We start from the raw sequence: 18,049 nt of genomic DNA, 5'->3' as shown, positions 1-18,049 counted from the left end.
AGTGTTATCGTTGATACATGACGTTGACGACGAAAGACCGGTTGATCCGCGCGGCCGCGGAGCTGCTGCGGGAGGGCGGGCGCGAGGCGTTGTCGACGCGTGCGGTCAGCGCCGCCGCCGGAGTACAGGCGCCGACGCTCTACCGGACCTTCGGCGACAAGGACGGCCTGCTCGACGCCGTCGCCACGTACGGCTTCAAGAGCTATCTGGAGGGAAAGCACGCCCTCGGCGAGACCGACGACCCGGTGGGCGACCTGCGGCGAGGCTGGGACCTGCATGTCGAGTTCGGGCTGCGACAGCCCGCGTTCTACATGCTCATGTACGGCGAGCCCCGCGTCCGCGAAGCGCGCCGGGAGGCGGACGAGATCCTCCGCCGGATCGTCGGACGCATCGCCGAGGCCGGCAGGCTGCGCGTCCCGGTCGAACAGGCCGCCCAGCTGGTGCACGCGACCGGGATGGGCGTGATCCTCTCGTTCCTCGCCAGCCCGCCCGAGCACCGCGACCCGGACCTGATCGTCGCCGCGCGCGAGCACGTCATCGCGGCCATCACCACCGACAGCGCGGACACGACGTCGGACATCCCCAGCCGCGCGATCGCGCTCAAAGCCGCGCTGGAGAAGGAACCCGGGGACGTGCTGACCCCGGCCGAGCACGCGATGCTCGCCGAATGGCTCGACCGCCTCGCGCGGTGACCTACCGGCCGACGGCCTTCGCCGCCGCGACCGCCTGCGCGGCGTAGGACCGTCCGAAAAGGACGGTGTGGACCAGGAGCGGGAACAGCTGGTGTGCGCCGATCCGGTCGGTCCAGCCGTCGGCGAGCGGGGCGACCTCCTGGTACGCGGCGAGCACCCGGTCGAGCAACGGACAGCCGAACAACTGCAGCATGGCGAGATCGGTTTCACGGTGGCCGCCGTGCGCCGCCGGATCGATGAGCGAGGCTTCGACGGGTCCCCACAGCACATTGCCGTTCCACAGGTCGCCGTGCAGGCGCGCCGGAGGTTCGGCCACCTCCGGGAGCCGCGCACAGGCCCGCTCGATGACGGCGGACTCGTCGGTGGTCAACGTGCCCTCGTCGACCGCGCGGCGGACATAGGGCAGGACCCGGTACTCGGCGTACCACCTCGGCCAGTCATCGCCCGGCGTGTTCTTCATCGGAGCCAGGCCGATCCACGCGTCGGCAGGCCCCTCCGGCGGCGCCGCGCCGAACGCGGGCGCGCCCGCCGCGTGCAGCGCCGCGAGCCCCCGTCCCAGCCGCTCCGCCGCGTGATGCGTCGGCCGTCCTCCGCCGACGAGGTCCGTGACCAGCCACTCGTCGTCGTGGCCACGAACTTCGGGCACCCGCACGGCACCGGCCTCGCCCAGCCATCGCAGGCCCGCGGCCTCCGCGGGTGTCGCGTTCCGGGCGTGGCCCCGTTTGACGACCACGGTGTCACCGCTGTCCAGCACCACTTCGGTCACCCCGCCCGAGAGGCTTCTCTGCCCGGAGACAGAGCGTCCGGTGATCCTCGTGGCAGCCTCAGCAGGCGACGGAATCTGGGTCATGCCCGCAACCTACCGCCGCCGTCGCAGGCTTACGAAAGCGCCGACGCACAGGGCGGAACAACCAGCCCCGCCGGTTTCCCGGCCTCGGTGGGGCTGTATCCGGTCAACGCCCGGAACTCCCGGACGAGATGTGCCTGGTCGCTGTAGCCGCCCAGGTACGCGACCTCGGCCCACGAGCGGGACGTCGCCCGGTCCACCAGCGCCAGCACTCGATTGAGCCGGGCGATCCGTCCGGCCGTGCGCGGGCTCAGCCCGATCTGTTCGCGAAACCGGGCGTTGAGATGCTGCCTGCTCCAGCCGATCTCGTCCGCCAAGGCGGCGACACGGACCGGGCCCGCCGAGAGCCGATCCCACGCGTGTCGGACCGGGGCGGCCAGCGCGGGACCGCGGGCAAGCCTCGCCGCCAGATATTCGTCCAACAGCCGGAACCGCTCCGGCCAGTCCGCCGCCTCGGCAAGCCGTCCGGTCAACGGCCCGACCGACAGCAGATCGGACGCCGCGACCACCGAATTCGTCAGCTCCCGCAACGGAATCCCGAACAACGCGTAAGAACCGAGCGGAGTCAGGGTGACGACGACCCCGCGCGATGCCCCGGCCTGTTCGACGCGCAACGGCCGGTCCCGCAGGCCCAGCACGGGCGAATCGGGAACGTCGGCACCGCGGTCCGGTGCGTCGAAGTCGATCACCCAGGTGAGCACGGACAACGGCGTGATCCGCCAGGAGTTCGCGCCCGCGTCGGGAAGGTCGTGCGCGATGTAGCTCGACACATGGGCGGTCAGCGCGGGACGGGGCCACCCGAGAACCCGTTCGCCGGGTGCTCGGACGATGTCCCGCCGCGGCACCACGAGCCCCCATCCGCCCATGAGTCCACCTTACTTTCGTTCAAGACCGGAGCCGGGGTTCCGCCTAGCGTTCCGCTCATGCGGAAAATCGGGGGTTTCAGGAATCCTGCGGCCGAGAAGCGCTACTTCGCCGCCTATGACCGTGCCATGGCCGAGTGTCCGAAACCGGACGCGGTCTTCGACGTCGAAACACACCACGGCACCACGCGGGTCTACCGCTACGGCGACGGCGGCACTCCGATCGCCCTCCTGCCGGGGCTCATGGCCACGTCAGCCTGTTTCGCGGCGTTGATCCCCGCGTTGGCGGAGCGGCACGCGGTCTACGCGATCGACACCCTCGGCGAGGCCGGCCGAAGCGTGCACAAGGTCCCTTTCGAAGACCTCCGTGACCGGGCGAACGCTCTCGACGCCGTCTTCGAGAACCTGGGGCTGACCGAGGTGCGTCTCGTGGGCGGATCGACCGGCGGCTGGCACGCGGTCAACCAGGCGATCCACGCGCCCGGAAGGCTCGCGTCCATCGGGTTGCTGGACGCCACCACCGTTTCGGCGCCGTTCTCCCGGCGCGCGTTCTGGTATGGCTTGCCCGTGGCGGTACTCGACAACGACCGCCTGTGGCGCCGGTTCGTGGCGTGGACCGCCGGCGAGGACGTCCTAGACCAGCCCGCCGCGCGGCTCATTCTCGCCGGGATCCGGTGCTATCGCGTCCGGGTGCCGTTCCAGGTCCGCCCGAGCGAGGACGCGCTCCGGTCCATCGAAGTGCCCACGCTCGCCCTGTTCGGCGGGCGCAGCGTCGTGCACGATCCGGTCGCCGCCGCCACCCGGCTCGAAAGCCTGCTCCCCCATGCCGACGTCGGGATCCTGCCGGACGCCGGTCACTATCTCCATCTCCGCCCCCAGGATCGCGACCTGATCATCGAGCGTGTCCTCGGGTGGGCCGGTTAGGCGGCGCGCGCACCGAAGCGGCGGCGTGCGGCCGCCAAGCTGGCCCGGCACGCGGCGATCAGCCGGGCGGAGGCCGCGCTTTCGCCGTGGCCGCACCGAGGGCAGTACATCGTGACGTCGCCGGACAGTTCGTCGATGGAGACGGTCAACGCGGTCGCGCACGATCGGCACCAGCGGTGCCGCGTGATCGGGTTGACGTGCAGCGGCGAAGCCACGCATTGGTGAATCCAGCGGCCGTGCACGTGGCAGGTCAGGCGGTCGTCCGGGGCCAGGCGGCCGACGTCCTCCGCGTCGTCCTCCATCGCCAGCAGAACCGGCAGGGTGCGGCTCACCGGGTTCAGCCGCGTGGTCGAGGCCAGTGTCGTGGTGTTCATCGCTTTCTCCTTCCGGCTCTTATCAGGACGTCGAACGGGAAGTGCCAGATACGACACGGCCGGGCATCTTTTCCCGAAGAGCTCCCCCTCGCGGGTGAATTGATCTTGGTCGAATCCGAACCGTTACCCCATTCGGGTTAATGGCGCGTATCTTTCGGATCATGACGGCCGCACTCGTTTTACTGTCCACATCAGACAGTCGCGGCCGCGGCTACCTGCTGTTTCCGCCCGCGGGCGGCACGCTCCGGGCATTCGGATCACTCGCCGCCGCGGCCGGCGCGGAGGTCTGCGGCGTCGAATACCCCGGGCACGGCGAAAGGCTCGCCGAGCCACCGGCGTCCGCCGTCGAAGAACTCGCCGCGCACTCGGCGGCCGCGATACCGACGGCCTGGTTCTCCCGTTCCGTGACGATCGGCTTCGGCATGGGCGCCTTCGTCGCCTTGGAAACGGCCCAACGACTGGGCGTCTCCCCGCGCGCGCTGATCGTCGTCGACGCGTGCGCCCCGCAACGGCGTTCGCCCGACAAGAACGCCAAAGCGGGCGCCTCGGCGATGGGACGCGTGTTCGGCCGTACGGGGCTCACCCCCGTCGCGGGCTACCGCGATTCACCCGAAAGCTGGGAGTACGCCCTGGACCTGCTGCTCGGCGATCTCCAGCTGCTGAACGCCTACCGCGGACCGGTCAGGACCCAGCTCTCCTGCCCGATCGCGGCGATCCGCGGCTCCGACGATCCCGCGTCCGCTTCGGGCGACGACGCCACGGGCGGCTGGCGGGTGTGGACGTCCGGTCCGTTCGTGGGCCGCGTCGTCCCCGGCGGCTACCTGGGTGTTCTCGAATCCGGCCGGGAGGACGCGTTCTGGGCGCGGATCCACCGGCTGGAAGCCGCCTTCATGACCGCCGAGCCGGAAGTGGCCTAGGGCGACTTACACCGGTGACGTCGTCCGACGGTCGCCGCGCTCGGAGCCGTCCGCTTAATTTCGTCCCGTACCAGGCGTTTCGCGGGAGGAATCAGGATGCTCAGCAGGAGAAGGTTCGCGCAGGCCGTCGTCGCCGCGACAGCGGGTGCCACCGTGGCGGGCTGCTCGGCCCAGCCCGCGGCGGCACCGGTGGCGGCGCCAGCCACGACCGGCGGGAACACCTCGTTCGGCCCGCTCAAGCAGATCGACGCCGGGGAACTGAGCATCGGTTACGCCGAAGCCGGCCCCTCCGGCGGCCCGGTGGTGATCCTCCTGCACGGCTGGCCTTACGACATCCACAGCTACGTCGACGTCACGCCGCGCCTGGTCGCGGCCGGGTACCGGGTGATCGTGCCGTTCCTGCGCGGCTACGGGCCGACGCGATTCCTGTCGAAGGACACGTTCCGCAACGGCCAGCAGTCCGCGATCGCCGCCGACATCGTCGCGCTGATGGACGCACTCAAGATCGACAAGGCCGTGTTCGGCGGCTTCGACTGGGGCGCCCGCACTGCCGTGATCATCGCCGCGCTCTGGCCCGAGCGGTGCAAGGCGCTCGTGTCGGTGAGCGGCTACCTGGTGACCAACCGGGAGACGAACAAGCAGCCGCTCTCCCCCACCGCCGAATTGGGCTGGTGGTATCAGTACTACTTCGCCACCGAGCGCGGAATCCTCGGCTACACGAAGAACCGGCACGACTTCAACAAGCTGATCTGGAAGATCGCGTCGCCGAAGTGGTCCTTCGACGACGCGACCTACGACCGTTCCGCGGCTTGCTTCGACAACCCGGACCACGTGGCCATCGTGATCCACAACTACCGGTGGCGGCTGAGCCTCGCCGAGGGCGACCCGAAACTCGACGCGCTGGAACAGAAACTCGCGCAAGGACCGGCGGTTTCGGTGCCCACCATCACGATCGGCAGCGATTTCGACGGCCCGAACACCGATGGCAAGGCGTATCGGTCGAAGTTCTCCGGCAAGTACGAGCACCGCGTCCTGAACGGGATCGGCCACAACGTGCCGCAGGAGGCGCCGGAGGAGTACGCCAAGGCCGTCCTCGACGTCGACCGGTTCTAACGGGCCCCGGTGAGGTGTTCGAGGGCCAGCTGGGACAGGCGGATGAAACCGTAACCGCGTTCCGCCGCCTTGTCCGGGTCGAAGTCCTCGAACGCCGACCGGTCCGCCAGCAGATCCGCCGCCGTCTCGCCCTCGTTCAGGGTCGGCGCCGCCAGCTCGGGGACCAGGGCGGCGTCCAGCGCCGCCCGCACCTCGGGATCGGCACGGAAAGCGCGGGCGCGTTCGGCGAACAGGAGGTAGCTCGCCATGTTGGCCTCGGCGCTGGCCCAGACGCCGTCCATGTTCTCCGTGCGCAGCGGCTTGTAGTCGAAGTGGCGCGGCCCGTCGTAGCCGCCGTGCTCCAGCAGGTCGACCAGGAAGAACGACGACAGGACGTCGCCGTGGCCGAACACGAGGTCCTGGTCGAACCTCGGGCCGCGCTGGCCGTTGAGGTCGATGTGGAACAGCTTGCCCTGCCAGAGGGCCTGCCCGATGCCGTGGACGATGTTGAGCCCGGCCATCTGCTCGTGGCCGACCTCCGGGTTCACGCCGACGATCTCGTGGTTGTCGAGCGTGGAGATGAACGCGAGCGCGTGGCCGATGGTCGGCAACAGGATGTCGCCGCGAGGCTCGTTCGGCTTCGGTTCGAGCGCGAGCCGCAGGCCGTAGCCCTGGTCGAGGACGTACTGGGCGAGGAAGTCGATGCCCTCGCGGTAGCGGTCCATCGCTGCGCGGACGTCCTTCGCGGCGTCCGTCTCGCTGCCTTCGCGGCCTCCCCAGAGCACGAACGTCGACGCGCCGAGTTCGGCGGCGAGGTCGAGGTTCCGCATCACCTTCCGCAGCGCGTAGCGGCGGACGTCACGGTCGTTGCTGGTCAGGCCGCCGTCCTTGAAGACAGGGTGGCTGAACAGGTTCGTGGTCACCATCGGGACCACGAGACCGGTCTCGGCGAGCGCGCCCTGGAAGCGCTTGAGGTGCCGCGCGCGTTCCGCGTCGGCCGAACCGAACGGGACGAGGTCGTCGTCGTGGAAGGTGATCCCCCAGGCGCCCAGGTCCGAGAGGCGGTGCACGGCCTCGACCGGGTCGAGCGGAGGTCGGCTCGCCGGGCCGAACATGTCGTTCGCCTGCCAGCCCACGGTCCACAGCCCGAAGCTGAACTTGTCCTCACGCGACGGTGCCTGAGCCATCTCGCCTCCAATTAGTTTGATGCCTGAACTTATCGATGCCCGGCCCGGCGGGTCAAGGCTTTCGTTCAGGCATCGAACGAATACAATCGCGCGATGATCGGCACGCGCCCGGCGGGACAGCACACCGTGCGGCAGCACAACGCCGCCCTCGTCCTCGGGGCGATCGCGGACGGTCCCGGCACGTCCCGAGCGGGCCTCGCCGCCGCCACCGGACTCACGAAGGCGACCGTGTCGAGCGTGGTCGACCGGTTGATCGCGGCGGATCTCGTGGCCGAAGGCGAACCGGAGCAACGCTTCGGCCCCGGGCGGCGCGGCACCGTCGTGTCGCTCTCCCCCACCGGCCCGCACGGGCTCGGCATCGAGATCGGCGTCGACTACCTCGCGTCCTGTCTCGTCGATCTGACCGGCGCCGTCCGGGCGCAGGAGGTCCGATACGCGGACAACCGCACCCCGCGCGTCTTCCAGCGCGTGTCGGCGTTCCTGCGCAAGGCCCGGAAACAGGCGGACGCGCTTGGCGTCCCCGTCGGCGGAGTCGGGGTCGCGGTTCCGGGCCTGGTCGAATCCGGACTCGTCCGGCTCGCCCCGAACCTGGGCTGGCGCGACGTCGACCTCGCCGACCGGCTCGGCGGGACGTTCACCGTCGCCAACGAGGCGAACTTCGCGGCACTCGCCGAGCTGTGGCACGGCTCGGCGTTGCCGGATTTCGTCCACGTGTCGGGCGAGATCGGGATCGGCGCGGGGATCGTCCTGGACCGTGCCCTGTTCGAAGGCGTCCGCGGCGCGGGCGGCGAGATCGGCCACCTGCCCGTGGCGCCCGAGGGCCCGCCGTGTTCCTGCGGCGCGAACGGCTGCCTGGAACGAATGGCGGGCCAAGAGGAGATTCTGCGACTAGCGGGCGCGGAAACGGTGGACGGACTGGTTTCCGCGCTGGAGTCCGGCGACGCCGCCGCGCTTTCCGCGGTGACCGCCGCGGCGGGACACCTCGGCGTCGGACTGTCCACTGTGGTCAACCTGATGGACGTTCCGGCGGTGGTGCTAGGCGGAACCTACGCGCGGCTGGAGCCGTGGCTGCGTGAGCCACTCCTCGCCGAGCTGGAACGCCGCGTGCCCAGCACGGCGTGGTCGCCGGTGCGGGTCGTCCGCTCGGCGCTCGGCACGGGAGCCGCCGTACGCGGCGCCGCCGGCTCGGTGATCCGCGGCATTCTCGCGGATCCCGAGCACCATCTCACGACTCACTCGCCATCCGATCCGGACGCTCGGGATCGGTGACCCCGGGCAACGACGCCTCGATCGACTGCGCACGCGCCTCGATGTCCGCACGCTGGACGCGCCGGGCGTAGGCGATCAGTTCGTCGCGATCCGCGTGCGGGAGCCAGCCCTGTTCACAGCCGGTCTCCAGCCGCACGAGGTACCGCACCAGCTCGGCCGACTCGGCTCCGAACTCCCGCATGCGGCGCGTCAGCAGCTCGGCCGCGGCGAGGTAGCCATTGTTCCAAGCGTGGACCGCCAGCAGTTGCGCGGTCGCGGCGAGGATGTCGCCGAGGTGGAACCCGCCCTCCGCGGCGAGATGCCCCGCGATCCGGAAACTGCGTCTGCCCTCGCCGACCGGACCTTCCTCGCGAATCGCCGCGAGCAACGCCCCGATCTGCCGTGTCAGGTAGTCCCGACCCGCGTCCTCCACCGTCACCGCATTCCTCCGCCCAGTCGCCGTGATCGCAGGAAGGTGTCAATGGGGTGAACGTCAGATACATCGAATGCCGAACCGTTATCACCCGAATGGCGTGTGTCGTTCAACAGCGTGCCACCGCCCCGGTCTCGCCCGCGGGGCACCAGCCTGGATGCTCGCGGAGCCACCTGTCGCGTTGCTTCTCGACGTCGCGTTGCGTCATCCCTCGTCCGGCGTTGACGCACCCGCCGGTCTGGCATTTGGCGCCGGCCCCCGGCTCGTAGCACTGATCCTCGTCCTTGCGGCAGGCCGCTTCGCGCTGGTCCGCCTTCGGTTTGGCGGGCACTACGCTCGTGGTCGGGGCGGCGGCGACCGAAGTGGTCACCTCTGTGCTCGGCGGGACGGTCGTAGTTCGTTCGACACTCGTGGTGACCGTCGTGGTGGGACGAGATGCCGGTTCATACCGCGCGCATGCAGGCGCCGCGAACAACACCGCGGCGACCGCCACCACGACCAGGACACGCACCACGATTCCTCCGCCTCCGAACCCGTTTGTACTCGGCGGAAGCGCAGTGAGCGTTACAGCGTCCCCCGGGTCAGCTCGTGGTGGCGGTGTTGATCGCCCGTGCGTAGTCGGCGGCCGTGCCTTGCGCCGAGCACTTCTTGATGTCGTCGTAGAGCCACATGAAGCCGCCCGGAATCCCCGCGGACTGCTTCCAGGCCCTCATCCTGCTCTCCACCTGAGCGGGCGAATCCCCCGACGTGCAGCCGGAGCCGTTCTTGCTCCAGAGTCCTGGATCCACCGGCATCCCGAGCGACCTCGTCCACGTCGCCGGGTCGTTGCCGCTGCCACCCGCGTAGGCCTGCAGGTACACGCGATCGACCAGGCCGCCGAGCCCGTTCTTCACCCCTTGCCAGTACGACACCGCGGTGTAGGGAGCGAGCGTGAAGTTCCGGTAGCCCATGGCGTTCGCCATCCTGGCGAAGGTGACGGTGGAGTCGACGTCGTAGTGGGCTTCGTCGTCGTTGTTGATCGCGTCCGCGCCGGTGGCGTTCTTCAGCGCCAGGAAGTTGCGGTACAGCACGGTCCCGCTGCCGGTGCCGTCACGCGTGATCAGGTTGTCGATGGCTTGCCAGTCCGGTGTGCCCCAGGCGCCGACCGAGACCTCGATGCGATCGACCGACGTCGGTGCCTGCTTCAGCGTCCGCAGCCGCGCCGGCCACCCCGCGTCGCCGACGTACTCTCCGTCTCTGACCACGAGGTGGTCGTTGTAGTACAGGTCCCCGTTGTCGTGGACGTGGATGCTCCAGAGGATGACCGTGGTGAAACCCGACGACCGCAGGACGTCCATGACGCCCTGTCCGTCCTGATAGAACGGTCCCCCGCCGTAGATCGCGGATCGGCCGGCCGCAGCGGGGCTCACCTGCGCTTCGGCCGTGCCCGGTTGACTCGTTTGGACGATCGACGCGGCGACCACCAAGGCCATCGCCGTACGCACCCAGGTCCACCGCATCAGGTCAGCTCCCTTCGGCCTGTTCCGGAGGGTATGAGATTTTCCAACGGTGCGGCCAGGTTTGTTCGGCGACCTGTCCGGTGGAATGGACCATTCGGCTCACGCCACCAGTCGCTCGGCGACCAGCAGCGTTCCCACCACGATCATCGAGGCGCCGGAAAGTCGCGAGACGGTCCTCGACACCGCGGGACGGGCGCGCAGCAGGGCTTGTGCCCCCACGCCGACGCACGGGTAGACCATCGCGCAGGTGCCGACGAAGGTGAGGCCTAGAACGGCCAATTGGACCGGCATCGGCCACCTCGCGGCCGGGTCGGTGAACTGCGGCAACATCGCGACGAAGACCAGCAGTCCCTTGGGGTTCAGCCCGCTGACCGCCATCCCTTCCAGCAGCGTGCCACCCCGGCTCCCGACCTCGCCGGGTGCGCTGGCCGGCTTCGCTGGCGAACGCACCGTCTTGAATCCGAGCCAGATCAGATAGAGCCCGCCGGCCACGGTGAGTGCGAGCAACGCGCTCGGCGTCGACGCGACGAGGACACCCAGCCCAGCGGCGACCACCAGCGTCATGACCAGGTAGCCGAGAACGATGCCACCGGCGGCCGGCAGGACCTGGCGACGCAATCCGGCGCTGATCGCGAAGGCCCAGTCGGCGCCGGGCACCGCGATGAGCAGGGCGGCGACGCCCCAGAAGGCGAGAACGGATCCGAGAGGCATGTCCGAAAAGCTATTCGCGATCCGGCCAAAGGTGCTTTCAACTTCTGCCCTGGAGGGCCGGTCTCGTGGAAGAATCTTCCCCATGGACGCTGTCGACCGGAAGATTCTTGCCATCCTGCAGGAAGAGGGGCGGCTGACGCTCACCGAACTGGCCGAACGGGTCCAGCTGAGCGCGTCGCCCTGTCACCGCCGGCTGCGCGCCCTCGAACGGGACGGCACGATCAGCGCGTACCGGGCGGTGGTCGATCCGGCCGCACTGGGACTGAACTTCGAGGCGCTCGTGTTCGTCACCATGCGGCAAGAGGACCGTGAGACGCTGCTGGGCTTCGAAGACGCCGTCACCCGGATCCCGAACGTCCTGCTGGCACAACGTCTTTTCGGCGACCCCGACTATCTGCTCCGCATCGTCACCGCCGACCTCGCCGCGTATCAGCGGCTCGAGGACGACGTGCTGTCCGCGTTGCCCGGAGTGCAGCGGCTGAACTCGACGCTCGTGATGAAGCAGGTCGTCAACGACCGTCCCCTGCCCACCACGGACTCGTGAGCGCCAAGGACGGTTAGAACCGTCCTTACCACTCACGAGGGGCGACGCCCGCCTGCTCCTCGAAGATCAGCCACGTCCGCGTCGAGCGCACGCCGTCCAGCGCCTGCAGCCGTTCCAGCACGACATCCCGCAGTGAGGCGTTGTCCGGCGTCCGCACCAGCAGCAGGATGTCGAAATCGCCGCCGACGAGCGAGACGTGCTCGACGAACGGGATCTCCCGGAGTTCGGCCGACATCGTGCGCCACGACGTCTGCTCGACGGTGATCAGGATGTACGCGCTCGTTCCGAGTCCGGCCCGCCGAGGGTCGATCCGGGCACCGAAGCCGGTGATGACGCCTTCGGACATCAGCCTGTCCAGCCTCGCGTAGGCGTTGGTGCGCGAGATGTGCAGGCGTTCCGCCAGTGCCCGGACGGCGAGCCTGCCGTCGGCGGTCAGCTCGGCGAGGAGGGCGCGATCGATGTCGTCGAGGGCAAGGGCCGTTCGTCCCGGATCCGGCCCGTGAGCCACGCCACTACCGGACGGTCGGCCCGGCTGAACCGATTCTGCCGACAGTTTGTCGCTCATTTCGCGCACCTCTTGAACACTGGGACTCCGGAAACCACGATCTCAGCATCATATGTCTGTGAAAGGTGGTGCTGCGCCATGTCGCGGGAGACCTCTGCCGCCGCGTTGCTGCCGTCCGGGATGCCGGTGCGGTTCCTCGCCGAGGACGGCACACGCGTCGACGAGCACGGCGGCTATCCCGTGCCGCCGTCCGAACGGCTCGTGGAGGCCTATCGGCTGATGGTGCTCGGCCGCCGGTTCGACGCGCAGGCGACCGCGCTGACCAAACAAGGCCGCCTCGCCGTGTACCCGTCCAGCGCCGGCCAAGAGGCCTGTCAGGTCGCGAGCGCGCTCGCCCTCACCGACGCCGACTGGCTCTTCCCCACCTACCGCGACTCGGTCGCGCTGGTCGCTCGCGGCCTCGAACCGGGCGAGATCCTGACGCTGCTCCGCGGCGACGCGCACTGCGGCTACGACCCCGCCGCGACCCGTGTCGCACCGCAGTGCACCCCGCTGGCGACCCAGACCCTCCACGCCGCCGGGCTCGCCCACGCGATGCAACGCCGTGGCGAGGACGCCGTCGCGTTCGCGCTCATCGGCGACGGCGCCACCAGTGAGGGCGACTTCCACGAGGCGCTCAACTTCGCCGCCGTGTTCAAGGCGCCGGTGGTGTTCTTCGTGCAGAACAACGGGTTCGCGATCTCCGTGCCGTTCGAGAAGCAGAGCGCCGCCCCCGCGCTGGCCTACAAGGGTGTCGGCTACGGCGTCCGCTCCGAACAGGTCGACGGCAACGACGCCCTCGCCGTCCTTTCCGTGCTGGACGACGCCGTCGCGCACGCGCGTTCCGGCCGAGGGCCGGTTCTGGTGGAGGCGCACACCTACCGGATCGACGCGCACACCAACGCCGACGACGCCACCCGTTACCGCGACCAGGCCGAGGTCGAGAAGTGGCGCGCGGCCGACCCGGTTCGTCGCCTCCAGACCTACCTGACCACCGAGAACCTGTTGTCCGACAACGATATCGAGCGATTCCGGGCCGAGGCGGAGGCGTTCGCCGCCGGGGTGCGCGACACCCTCAACGCCGACGTGGAGCCGGATCCGTTGTCGCTGTTCGAGCACGTGTACGCCGTCCCGACCCGTCAGCTGGCCGCCCAGCGGGCGCTGGTCGCGGCCGAACTGGAGGCCTGATGTCCGAGATCTCGATGGCACAAGCGCTCAACGCCGCCCTTCGTGACGCGGTCAAGGACGACGACCGCGTGCTGATCTTCGGCGAGGACGTCGGCCCGCTCGGCGGCGTGTTCCGGGTGACCGACGGCATCACCGCCGATTTCGGCGAGGAACGCTGCTTCGACACACCACTGGCCGAGTCCGGCATCGTCGGTTTCGCGGTCGGGATGGCGATGGGCGGGTTCCGCCCGGTGGTGGAAATGCAGTTCGACGCCTTCGCCTACCCCGCCTTCGAGCAGATCACCTCGCACGTCGCGAAGTTGCGGAACCGCACCCGCGGCGCCTTGTCGCTGCCGATGGTCATCCGGATCCCCTACGCGGGCGGGATCGGCGGTGTGGAGCACCACTGCGATTCGAGCGAGGCCTATTACACCCACACGCCCGGCCTGCGCGTCGTCACACCCGGCACGCCCCAGGACGCCTACGACCTCCTGCGCGACGCGATCGACTCGCCGGATCCGGTGATCTTCCTCGAACCCAAATGCCGCTACTGGTCGAAGGAACCCGTCTCCTTCACCCGGGACGGCGCGGCCATGGACCGCGCGGTGGTACGCCGTGAAGGCAAGGACGTCACGCTGATCGCGTACGGCCCGATGGTCGCCACCGCGCTGGAGACCGCGGAGGCCGCGACCGCCGAAGGCTGGGACGTCGAAGTGGTCGATCTCCGGTCGCTGAGCCCGTTCGACGACGAGACCGTCGTCGCGTCGGTGCGCCGCACCGGGCGCGCGGTCGTCGTCCACGAAGCCGCCGGGTTCGGCGGCTACGGCGCGGAGGTGGTCGCCCGGATCACCGAGCAGTGCTTCCATCAGCTGCACGCGCCCGTCCTGCGCGTCACCGGGCTCGACATCCCTTACCCGCCGCCGAAACTGGAGCGTCATCAGCTTCCGGACGTCGACCGGATCCTGGACACGGTCGCCCGGCTGCAGTGGAACGACGAACCGGTGGTGGCCGGTGCCTGATTTCCTGCTCCCCGACCTCGGCGAGGGCCTGACCGAAGGCACCATCGTCACCTGGCTCGTCGCGGAGGGCGACACCGTCGGCGTCGACCAGCCCGTCGTCGAGGTCGAGACCGCGAAAGCCGCCGTCGAAGTGCCGGTGCCGTTCGCCGGTGTCGTCACCCGCCTCCACGGTGAACCCGGCCAGTCGCTGCCGGTCGGCGCTCCCCTGCTCACCATCGGCCCCGGGTTCACCGAGCCCGGCGTGACGACCGCGAGCGAAGGCAGCGGCAACGTCCTCATCGGCTACGGCACCACGACCACGACCAGGCGCCGCCGGACGCGCACTGTCGTCGCCACCCCGGAGAAGCCGTCGAAGGCGCCGGGCGTGATCTCGCCGTTCGTCCGCAAGATGGCCGCGGACAACCAGATCGACCTGACGAAGCTGACCGGCAGCGGGCCGGGCGGCATCATCCGGCGCGCCGACGTCGAAGCGGCCCTCGCTGTCCCCGAGCAACGCGACGGCGAAACACGGATCCCGCTGACCGGGGTCCGCAAGGCGGTCGCCGACAAGCTGACGACCTCGCGGCGGCAGATCCCCGAGGCGACGGTCTGGGTCGACGTCGACGCGACCGGACTCGTCGCCGCGCGGAAGTCGCTCAACGCCTCGGCACCGGATCGGCCGGTCAGTCTCCTCGGGCTCGTCGCCCGGTTCGCCGTCGCGGGCCTGCGGAAGTTCCCCGAGCTGAACTCGCGCGTCGAAGGCGACGAGATCGTCCAGCTCCGCGACATCAACCTCGGTTTCGCCGCGCAGACCGACCGCGGTCTCGTCGTGCCGGTGGTCCGCGACGCGGGCGCACTGTCCACAAGGGAGCTTTCGGCGGCGATCGGCGACCGGACCGCACAGGCCAGGGAAGGGAAACTCGGCCCGGCGGGCCTCACCGGCGGGACCTTCACGGTCAACAACTACGGGGTGTTCGGGGTGGACGGCTCGGCCGCGATCATCAATCACCCGGAGGCGGCGATCCTCGGTATCGGCCGGATCATCGACCGCGCCTGGGTGGTCGACGGCGAGCTGGTGGCGAGGAAGATCTGCGAGCTGACGCTGGCGTTCGACCACCGGGTGTGCGATGGCGGGACCGCGGGCGGGTTCCTGCGGTTCGTCGCCGACTGCGTCGAATCGCCGGTCACCGCGCTCGGGGAGCTCTGAGCGGGTCGCACAACTCACGGTTGTGACCTGCCAACGACGCGTTGTTCGACTTCGGGACCCCGGCTTGCTTTGATCTCGCGGGTGGGTGGGAGATCGCTGGGGCGACGGTTCGGCTGGCTGTGGGCGGCCTACGCGGCGAGCGCGTTCGGGACCAGGTTCGCGTTCGACGCGTTCAGCCTGATCGCCATCGTGGTGCTCGGCGCGGGTACCGCCGAGGTCTCGCTGCTGGCGGCCGCCGGCCTCGTCGTCGGCGCGGTGGTCGCGCTACCGCTCGGCCCCTGGGTCGAGTTCCGCCGCAAACGGCCGGTGATGATCGCGATGGACCTCGTCCGGTTCGTGGCGCTGCTGACCGTCCCGGTGGCGTACGCGTTCGGGCTGCTCGGATTCGGCCAGCTTCTCGCGGTGTCCGTCGTCGTCGCCGCGGCTGACATCACGTTCCTGGCGGCCAGCGGGGCTTTCCTCAAAACCCTGCTGCCCCGGGAGGACTTGCTGGTCGCGAACGCCCGGTTCGAGTCGACGACCTGGACGGCGACCGTCCTCGGCCCGCCGCTGGGCGGGTTCGCCGTCGGCCTGTTCGGGCCGGTGGTCACGATCGCCGCCGACGCGGTCAGCTACCTGCTTTCGGCCGCCGGGATCCGTGCCGTCGGCGGTTCGGAGCCGCCACCCGCGAAGCCGGACGGTCCCCGGCTGACCGGTCGCGACCTGCGCGAAGGCTGGCGGTTCATCCTCACCCATCCGCTGCTGCGCCCCCTGTTCGTCAACACGATCGTGGTCAACGGCCTGATCATGGCGACCGCGCCGCTGTTCGCCGTGCTGATGCTCGGCCAGCTCGGCTTCGCGCCCTGGGAGTACGCGGTCGCCTTCGCCGTCCCCTGCCTCGGCGGGTTGATCGGTGCGCGGATCTCCCGGCCCTTGGTCGCCCGGTACGGCCGGGACAAGGTCCTCTTCGTCTCCGGTTGGCTCAGGGTCTGCTGGCCGGTCGGGCTGGTCTTCATCCAGCCCGGCGTGCCCGGGCTGATCCTGGTCATCGTCGTCGAACTCTGCCTGATCACCTGCATCGGCGTGTACAACCCGGTGCTCGCCACCACCAGGCTCGAACAGGTTCCCGTCGACCGCGCGGCGCGCACGCTGTCGGCCTGGTCCATCGCCGGGAAGCTCACCACCGCCACCCTGACCGCGCTGTGGGGCGTGCTCGCCGCCTTCACCGGACCCCGCGCGGCGGTCGGCATCGCGGGAGCACTCATGCTGGCGACGCCGCTCCTGCTCCCCCGAAACCGTCGGACCCCTGTGCCAGTATCCGAGCATGTCGATCAAGAGAGTGGTCACCGACCTCGAAACCCGGACGCTGGCGGAGGCGAAGGCCTTCTACGTACAGGTTCTCGGCTTCGAGGTGGTGATGGACCTCGGCTGGATCGTGACCCTGGCCGATCCGGAGCGGCCGGAGGTCCAGCTGAGCCTCATGACCCATGACGAGACGGCGCCCGTCGTGCCGATCGCTTCGATCGAGGTCGACGACGTCGACGCGCGTTACGCGGCGGCCAAGGCCTCCGGCGCGGAGATCGTGCACGAACTGACCGACGAGCCGTGGGGTGTCCGGCGGTTCTTCGTCCGCGATCCGAGCGGGCACGTGGTCAACGTGCTGTCCCACCGCTGAAGTCCCAAGAGGGTTTCATCAAAATTTCATGACTCGTCCCTAGCGTTCGACCACGCACCGTAGTCGAACGAAAGGACGATGAATGTGAAGAAACTCAGGGGGGTCCTGGCGGCGGCCGCATTGGCCACCGGCTTGATCAGTGTCATGGCGCCCACGGCCCAGGCCGACCAGGCGCGCTACTACATCCTCGTCGGCGGCACCTGCGACGGGGCCGCGACCGTCTACAACGACGCCTGGTTGCGGGGCGGGATCAAGAAGGTGGTCCACTACCCGGCCGGGGCCGCGGGGGCGCCCAACTGCGACCAGACGCCCATGGACCAGAGCGTCGCGCGCGGGCACGAAGAGGCCCGCCGGGTCGTCCAGAGCTCCTTCGACGAGAACCCCGGGGCGGAATTCACCGTCGTCGGCTACTCGCAGGGCGCGCTGGTCGCGAACCTGGTGCTGAACGACATCGCCGACGGGAAACTGGCCGTGGACAAGTCGCGGTTCCGGGCGAAGATCTTCGCCGACCCGATGCAGCCCGTCGGCCCGCCTGGACGCGGGATCAGCGCGGTGCTCCCGGCCGGTACCGGGGCGCCGTCGCCGTTCGGCGGCTACGTGTCGTTCGGGCCCGGCCGCACCGACTTCGGCGGGATCCCGTTCATCCGCTACTGCATCGAAACCGACGGTGTCTGCCATTTCGACACCATCGAGGCGCCTGGCGGGTATTTCGCGCAGCACCTCTGCTACCAGTGGGCCCGTCCCACCGATCACCGCTCGATCATGGAGGACACGATCGCGGACGGCGTGTACACCAACGGATCGCACGCGCTGCCGCGGCAGAACTGCCGTCCTCCGTGGCCTTCGGTGTGACCGGATGAAGACGGCTGTCACCCGGCGCCCGATAGCCGGGTGACAGCGGTTCGGGCGATGGCCCGCCCACAGTGTCGTGGGCGGGCCATCGTAGAACTACTGCCTGCTTGAGGGATGCATGTCCGATTCGCGACCGGTTCCGCGGTCATGCGTGTTTCGAGCGGACGGCGCGGGTGATCACGTGGACGACACGCGTGATCGGACGGACGACACAGGCGTAGTCGAGGCCTCCCCGAGCCGTCCGCCTGGACACGCGTGTCGTCCGGCGGATCACGTGTGTCGGCCGTCCAGTCACG

20 protein-coding genes and 1 pseudogene are annotated in these 18,049 nt (G+C 69.6%); 12 read left to right on the top strand and 9 right to left on the bottom strand.

Going from position 1 to position 18,049, the window contains the following annotated elements; genetic code table 11:
- The first annotated feature begins 17 nt into the window (after positions 1–17).
- Positions 18–692 carry a TetR/AcrR family transcriptional regulator gene (locus MJQ72_RS07330; protein ID WP_240598366.1) on the top strand — a complete coding sequence of 225 codons (675 nt, stop codon included), beginning with the start codon at positions 18–20 and terminating at the stop codon, positions 690–692.
- Position 693: 1 nt separating this feature from the next.
- Here the strand turns inward: MJQ72_RS07330 and MJQ72_RS07325 are convergent, their stop codons facing one another.
- The gene (locus tag MJQ72_RS07325; RefSeq protein ID WP_240598365.1) at positions 694–1,542 is read right to left on the bottom strand and encodes a fructosamine kinase family protein; all 849 of its coding nucleotides are present in this window, start codon (positions 1,540–1,542) and stop codon (positions 694–696) included.
- A gap of 29 nt (positions 1,543–1,571) precedes the next feature.
- Positions 1,572–2,405, bottom strand: a complete 834-nt coding sequence (locus MJQ72_RS07320; RefSeq protein ID WP_240598364.1) for a helix-turn-helix domain-containing protein — start codon at positions 2,403–2,405, stop codon at positions 1,572–1,574.
- Between the two features lie 57 nt (positions 2,406–2,462).
- On the opposite strand from MJQ72_RS07320, the gene MJQ72_RS07315 reads away from it, so the two are divergent.
- The gene (locus MJQ72_RS07315) at positions 2,463–3,326 is read left to right on the top strand and encodes an alpha/beta fold hydrolase (protein ID WP_240598363.1); all 864 of its coding nucleotides are present in this window, start codon (positions 2,463–2,465) and stop codon (positions 3,324–3,326) included.
- Here MJQ72_RS07315 and MJQ72_RS07310 read toward each other — a convergent pair.
- A complete protein-coding gene (locus tag MJQ72_RS07310; protein WP_240598362.1) occupies positions 3,323–3,700 on the bottom strand; it encodes a hypothetical protein in 378 nt (125 codons plus the stop codon). The genes MJQ72_RS07315 and MJQ72_RS07310 overlap by 4 nt on opposite strands.
- A 161-nt stretch (positions 3,701–3,861) precedes the next feature.
- Here MJQ72_RS07310 and MJQ72_RS07305 point away from each other — a divergent pair, with 161 nt between their 5' ends.
- Together MJQ72_RS07305 and MJQ72_RS07300 are read left to right on the top strand one after the other, a co-directional pair.
- Positions 3,862–4,617, top strand: a complete 756-nt coding sequence (locus MJQ72_RS07305) for a thioesterase II family protein (protein ID WP_240598361.1) — start codon at positions 3,862–3,864, stop codon at positions 4,615–4,617.
- A gap of 96 nt (positions 4,618–4,713) precedes the next feature.
- A complete protein-coding gene (locus tag MJQ72_RS07300) occupies positions 4,714–5,730 on the top strand; it encodes an alpha/beta fold hydrolase (protein ID WP_240598360.1) in 1,017 nt (338 codons plus the stop codon).
- Here MJQ72_RS07300 and xylA read toward each other — a convergent pair.
- The gene (gene xylA, locus MJQ72_RS07295) at positions 5,727–6,896 is read right to left on the bottom strand and encodes a xylose isomerase (RefSeq protein WP_240598359.1); all 1,170 of its coding nucleotides are present in this window, start codon (positions 6,894–6,896) and stop codon (positions 5,727–5,729) included. The genes MJQ72_RS07300 and xylA overlap by 4 nt on opposite strands.
- A gap of 93 nt (positions 6,897–6,989) precedes the next feature.
- Between xylA and MJQ72_RS07290 the strand changes: the two genes are divergently transcribed.
- Entirely contained in the window at positions 6,990–8,165 is a 1,176-nt protein-coding gene (locus MJQ72_RS07290; RefSeq protein WP_240598358.1) for an ROK family transcriptional regulator, read from the top strand.
- Here the strand turns inward: MJQ72_RS07290 and MJQ72_RS07285 are convergent.
- The 4 genes from MJQ72_RS07285 to MJQ72_RS07270 all read right to left on the bottom strand — a co-directional run bounded on the left by MJQ72_RS07285 (position 8,122) and on the right by MJQ72_RS07270 (position 10,787).
- A complete protein-coding gene (locus MJQ72_RS07285) occupies positions 8,122–8,583 on the bottom strand; it encodes a hypothetical protein (protein WP_240598357.1) in 462 nt (153 codons plus the stop codon). The genes MJQ72_RS07290 and MJQ72_RS07285 overlap by 44 nt on opposite strands.
- Positions 8,584–8,686: 103 nt before the next feature.
- On the bottom strand, positions 8,687–9,091 hold the full coding sequence (locus MJQ72_RS07280; RefSeq protein ID WP_240598356.1) for a hypothetical protein: 405 nt from the start codon (positions 9,089–9,091) through the stop codon (positions 8,687–8,689).
- A gap of 67 nt (positions 9,092–9,158) precedes the next feature.
- A complete protein-coding gene (locus MJQ72_RS07275) occupies positions 9,159–10,076 on the bottom strand; it encodes a lysyl endopeptidase (protein WP_240598355.1) in 918 nt (305 codons plus the stop codon).
- A gap of 99 nt (positions 10,077–10,175) precedes the next feature.
- Positions 10,176–10,787: a LysE family translocator gene (locus tag MJQ72_RS07270; protein ID WP_240598354.1), complete on the bottom strand. Its 612-nt coding sequence runs from the start codon at positions 10,785–10,787 to the stop codon at positions 10,176–10,178.
- 82 nt (positions 10,788–10,869) lie between these two features.
- Here MJQ72_RS07270 and MJQ72_RS07265 point away from each other — a divergent pair, with 82 nt between their 5' ends.
- Positions 10,870–11,331: an Lrp/AsnC family transcriptional regulator gene (locus MJQ72_RS07265; protein ID WP_240598353.1), complete on the top strand. Its 462-nt coding sequence runs from the start codon at positions 10,870–10,872 to the stop codon at positions 11,329–11,331.
- Between the two features lie 25 nt (positions 11,332–11,356).
- Here MJQ72_RS07265 and MJQ72_RS07260 read toward each other — a convergent pair whose 3' ends face one another.
- Positions 11,357–11,839 (bottom strand): Lrp/AsnC family transcriptional regulator, encoded by a 483-nt coding sequence (locus MJQ72_RS07260; RefSeq protein ID WP_240598352.1) that lies wholly within the window; start codon positions 11,837–11,839, stop codon positions 11,357–11,359.
- A gap of 135 nt (positions 11,840–11,974) precedes the next feature.
- Between MJQ72_RS07260 and pdhA the strand changes: the two genes are divergently transcribed.
- The 6 genes and pseudogenes from pdhA to MJQ72_RS07230 all read left to right on the top strand — a co-directional run bounded on the left by pdhA (position 11,975) and on the right by MJQ72_RS07230 (position 17,753).
- Positions 11,975–13,063 carry a pyruvate dehydrogenase (acetyl-transferring) E1 component subunit alpha gene (gene pdhA / locus MJQ72_RS07255; RefSeq protein WP_240598351.1) on the top strand — a complete coding sequence of 363 codons (1,089 nt, stop codon included), beginning with the start codon at positions 11,975–11,977 and terminating at the stop codon, positions 13,061–13,063.
- Complete coding sequence (locus tag MJQ72_RS07250; protein WP_240598350.1) at positions 13,063–14,061, top strand: alpha-ketoacid dehydrogenase subunit beta; 999 nt, start codon at positions 13,063–13,065, stop codon at positions 14,059–14,061. Before pdhA ends, MJQ72_RS07250 begins: the two co-directional genes overlap by 1 nt.
- Positions 14,054–15,247: a dihydrolipoamide acetyltransferase family protein gene (locus MJQ72_RS07245; protein ID WP_240598349.1), complete on the top strand. Its 1,194-nt coding sequence runs from the start codon at positions 14,054–14,056 to the stop codon at positions 15,245–15,247. Before MJQ72_RS07250 ends, MJQ72_RS07245 begins: the two co-directional genes overlap by 8 nt.
- 81 nt (positions 15,248–15,328) lie before the next feature.
- Positions 15,329–16,717 (top strand): MFS transporter, encoded by a 1,389-nt coding sequence (locus tag MJQ72_RS07240; protein ID WP_240598348.1) that lies wholly within the window; start codon positions 15,329–15,331, stop codon positions 16,715–16,717.
- A pseudogene (locus MJQ72_RS07235) lies at positions 16,626–16,901 on the top strand (VOC family protein); the annotation flags it as partial. The gene MJQ72_RS07240 and the pseudogene MJQ72_RS07235, both read left to right, overlap by 92 nt.
- 78 nt (positions 16,902–16,979) lie before the next feature.
- Positions 16,980–17,753 carry a PE-PPE domain-containing protein gene (locus MJQ72_RS07230; RefSeq protein WP_240598347.1) on the top strand — a complete coding sequence of 258 codons (774 nt, stop codon included), beginning with the start codon at positions 16,980–16,982 and terminating at the stop codon, positions 17,751–17,753.
- Positions 17,754–18,049 lie beyond the last annotated feature (296 nt).

This window comes from Amycolatopsis sp. EV170708-02-1, assembly GCF_022479115.1.
In the GTDB taxonomy this organism is placed as follows: Bacteria; Actinomycetota; Actinomycetes; order Mycobacteriales; family Pseudonocardiaceae; genus Amycolatopsis.
This window is presented reverse-complemented; position numbering and strand designations above follow the sequence as displayed.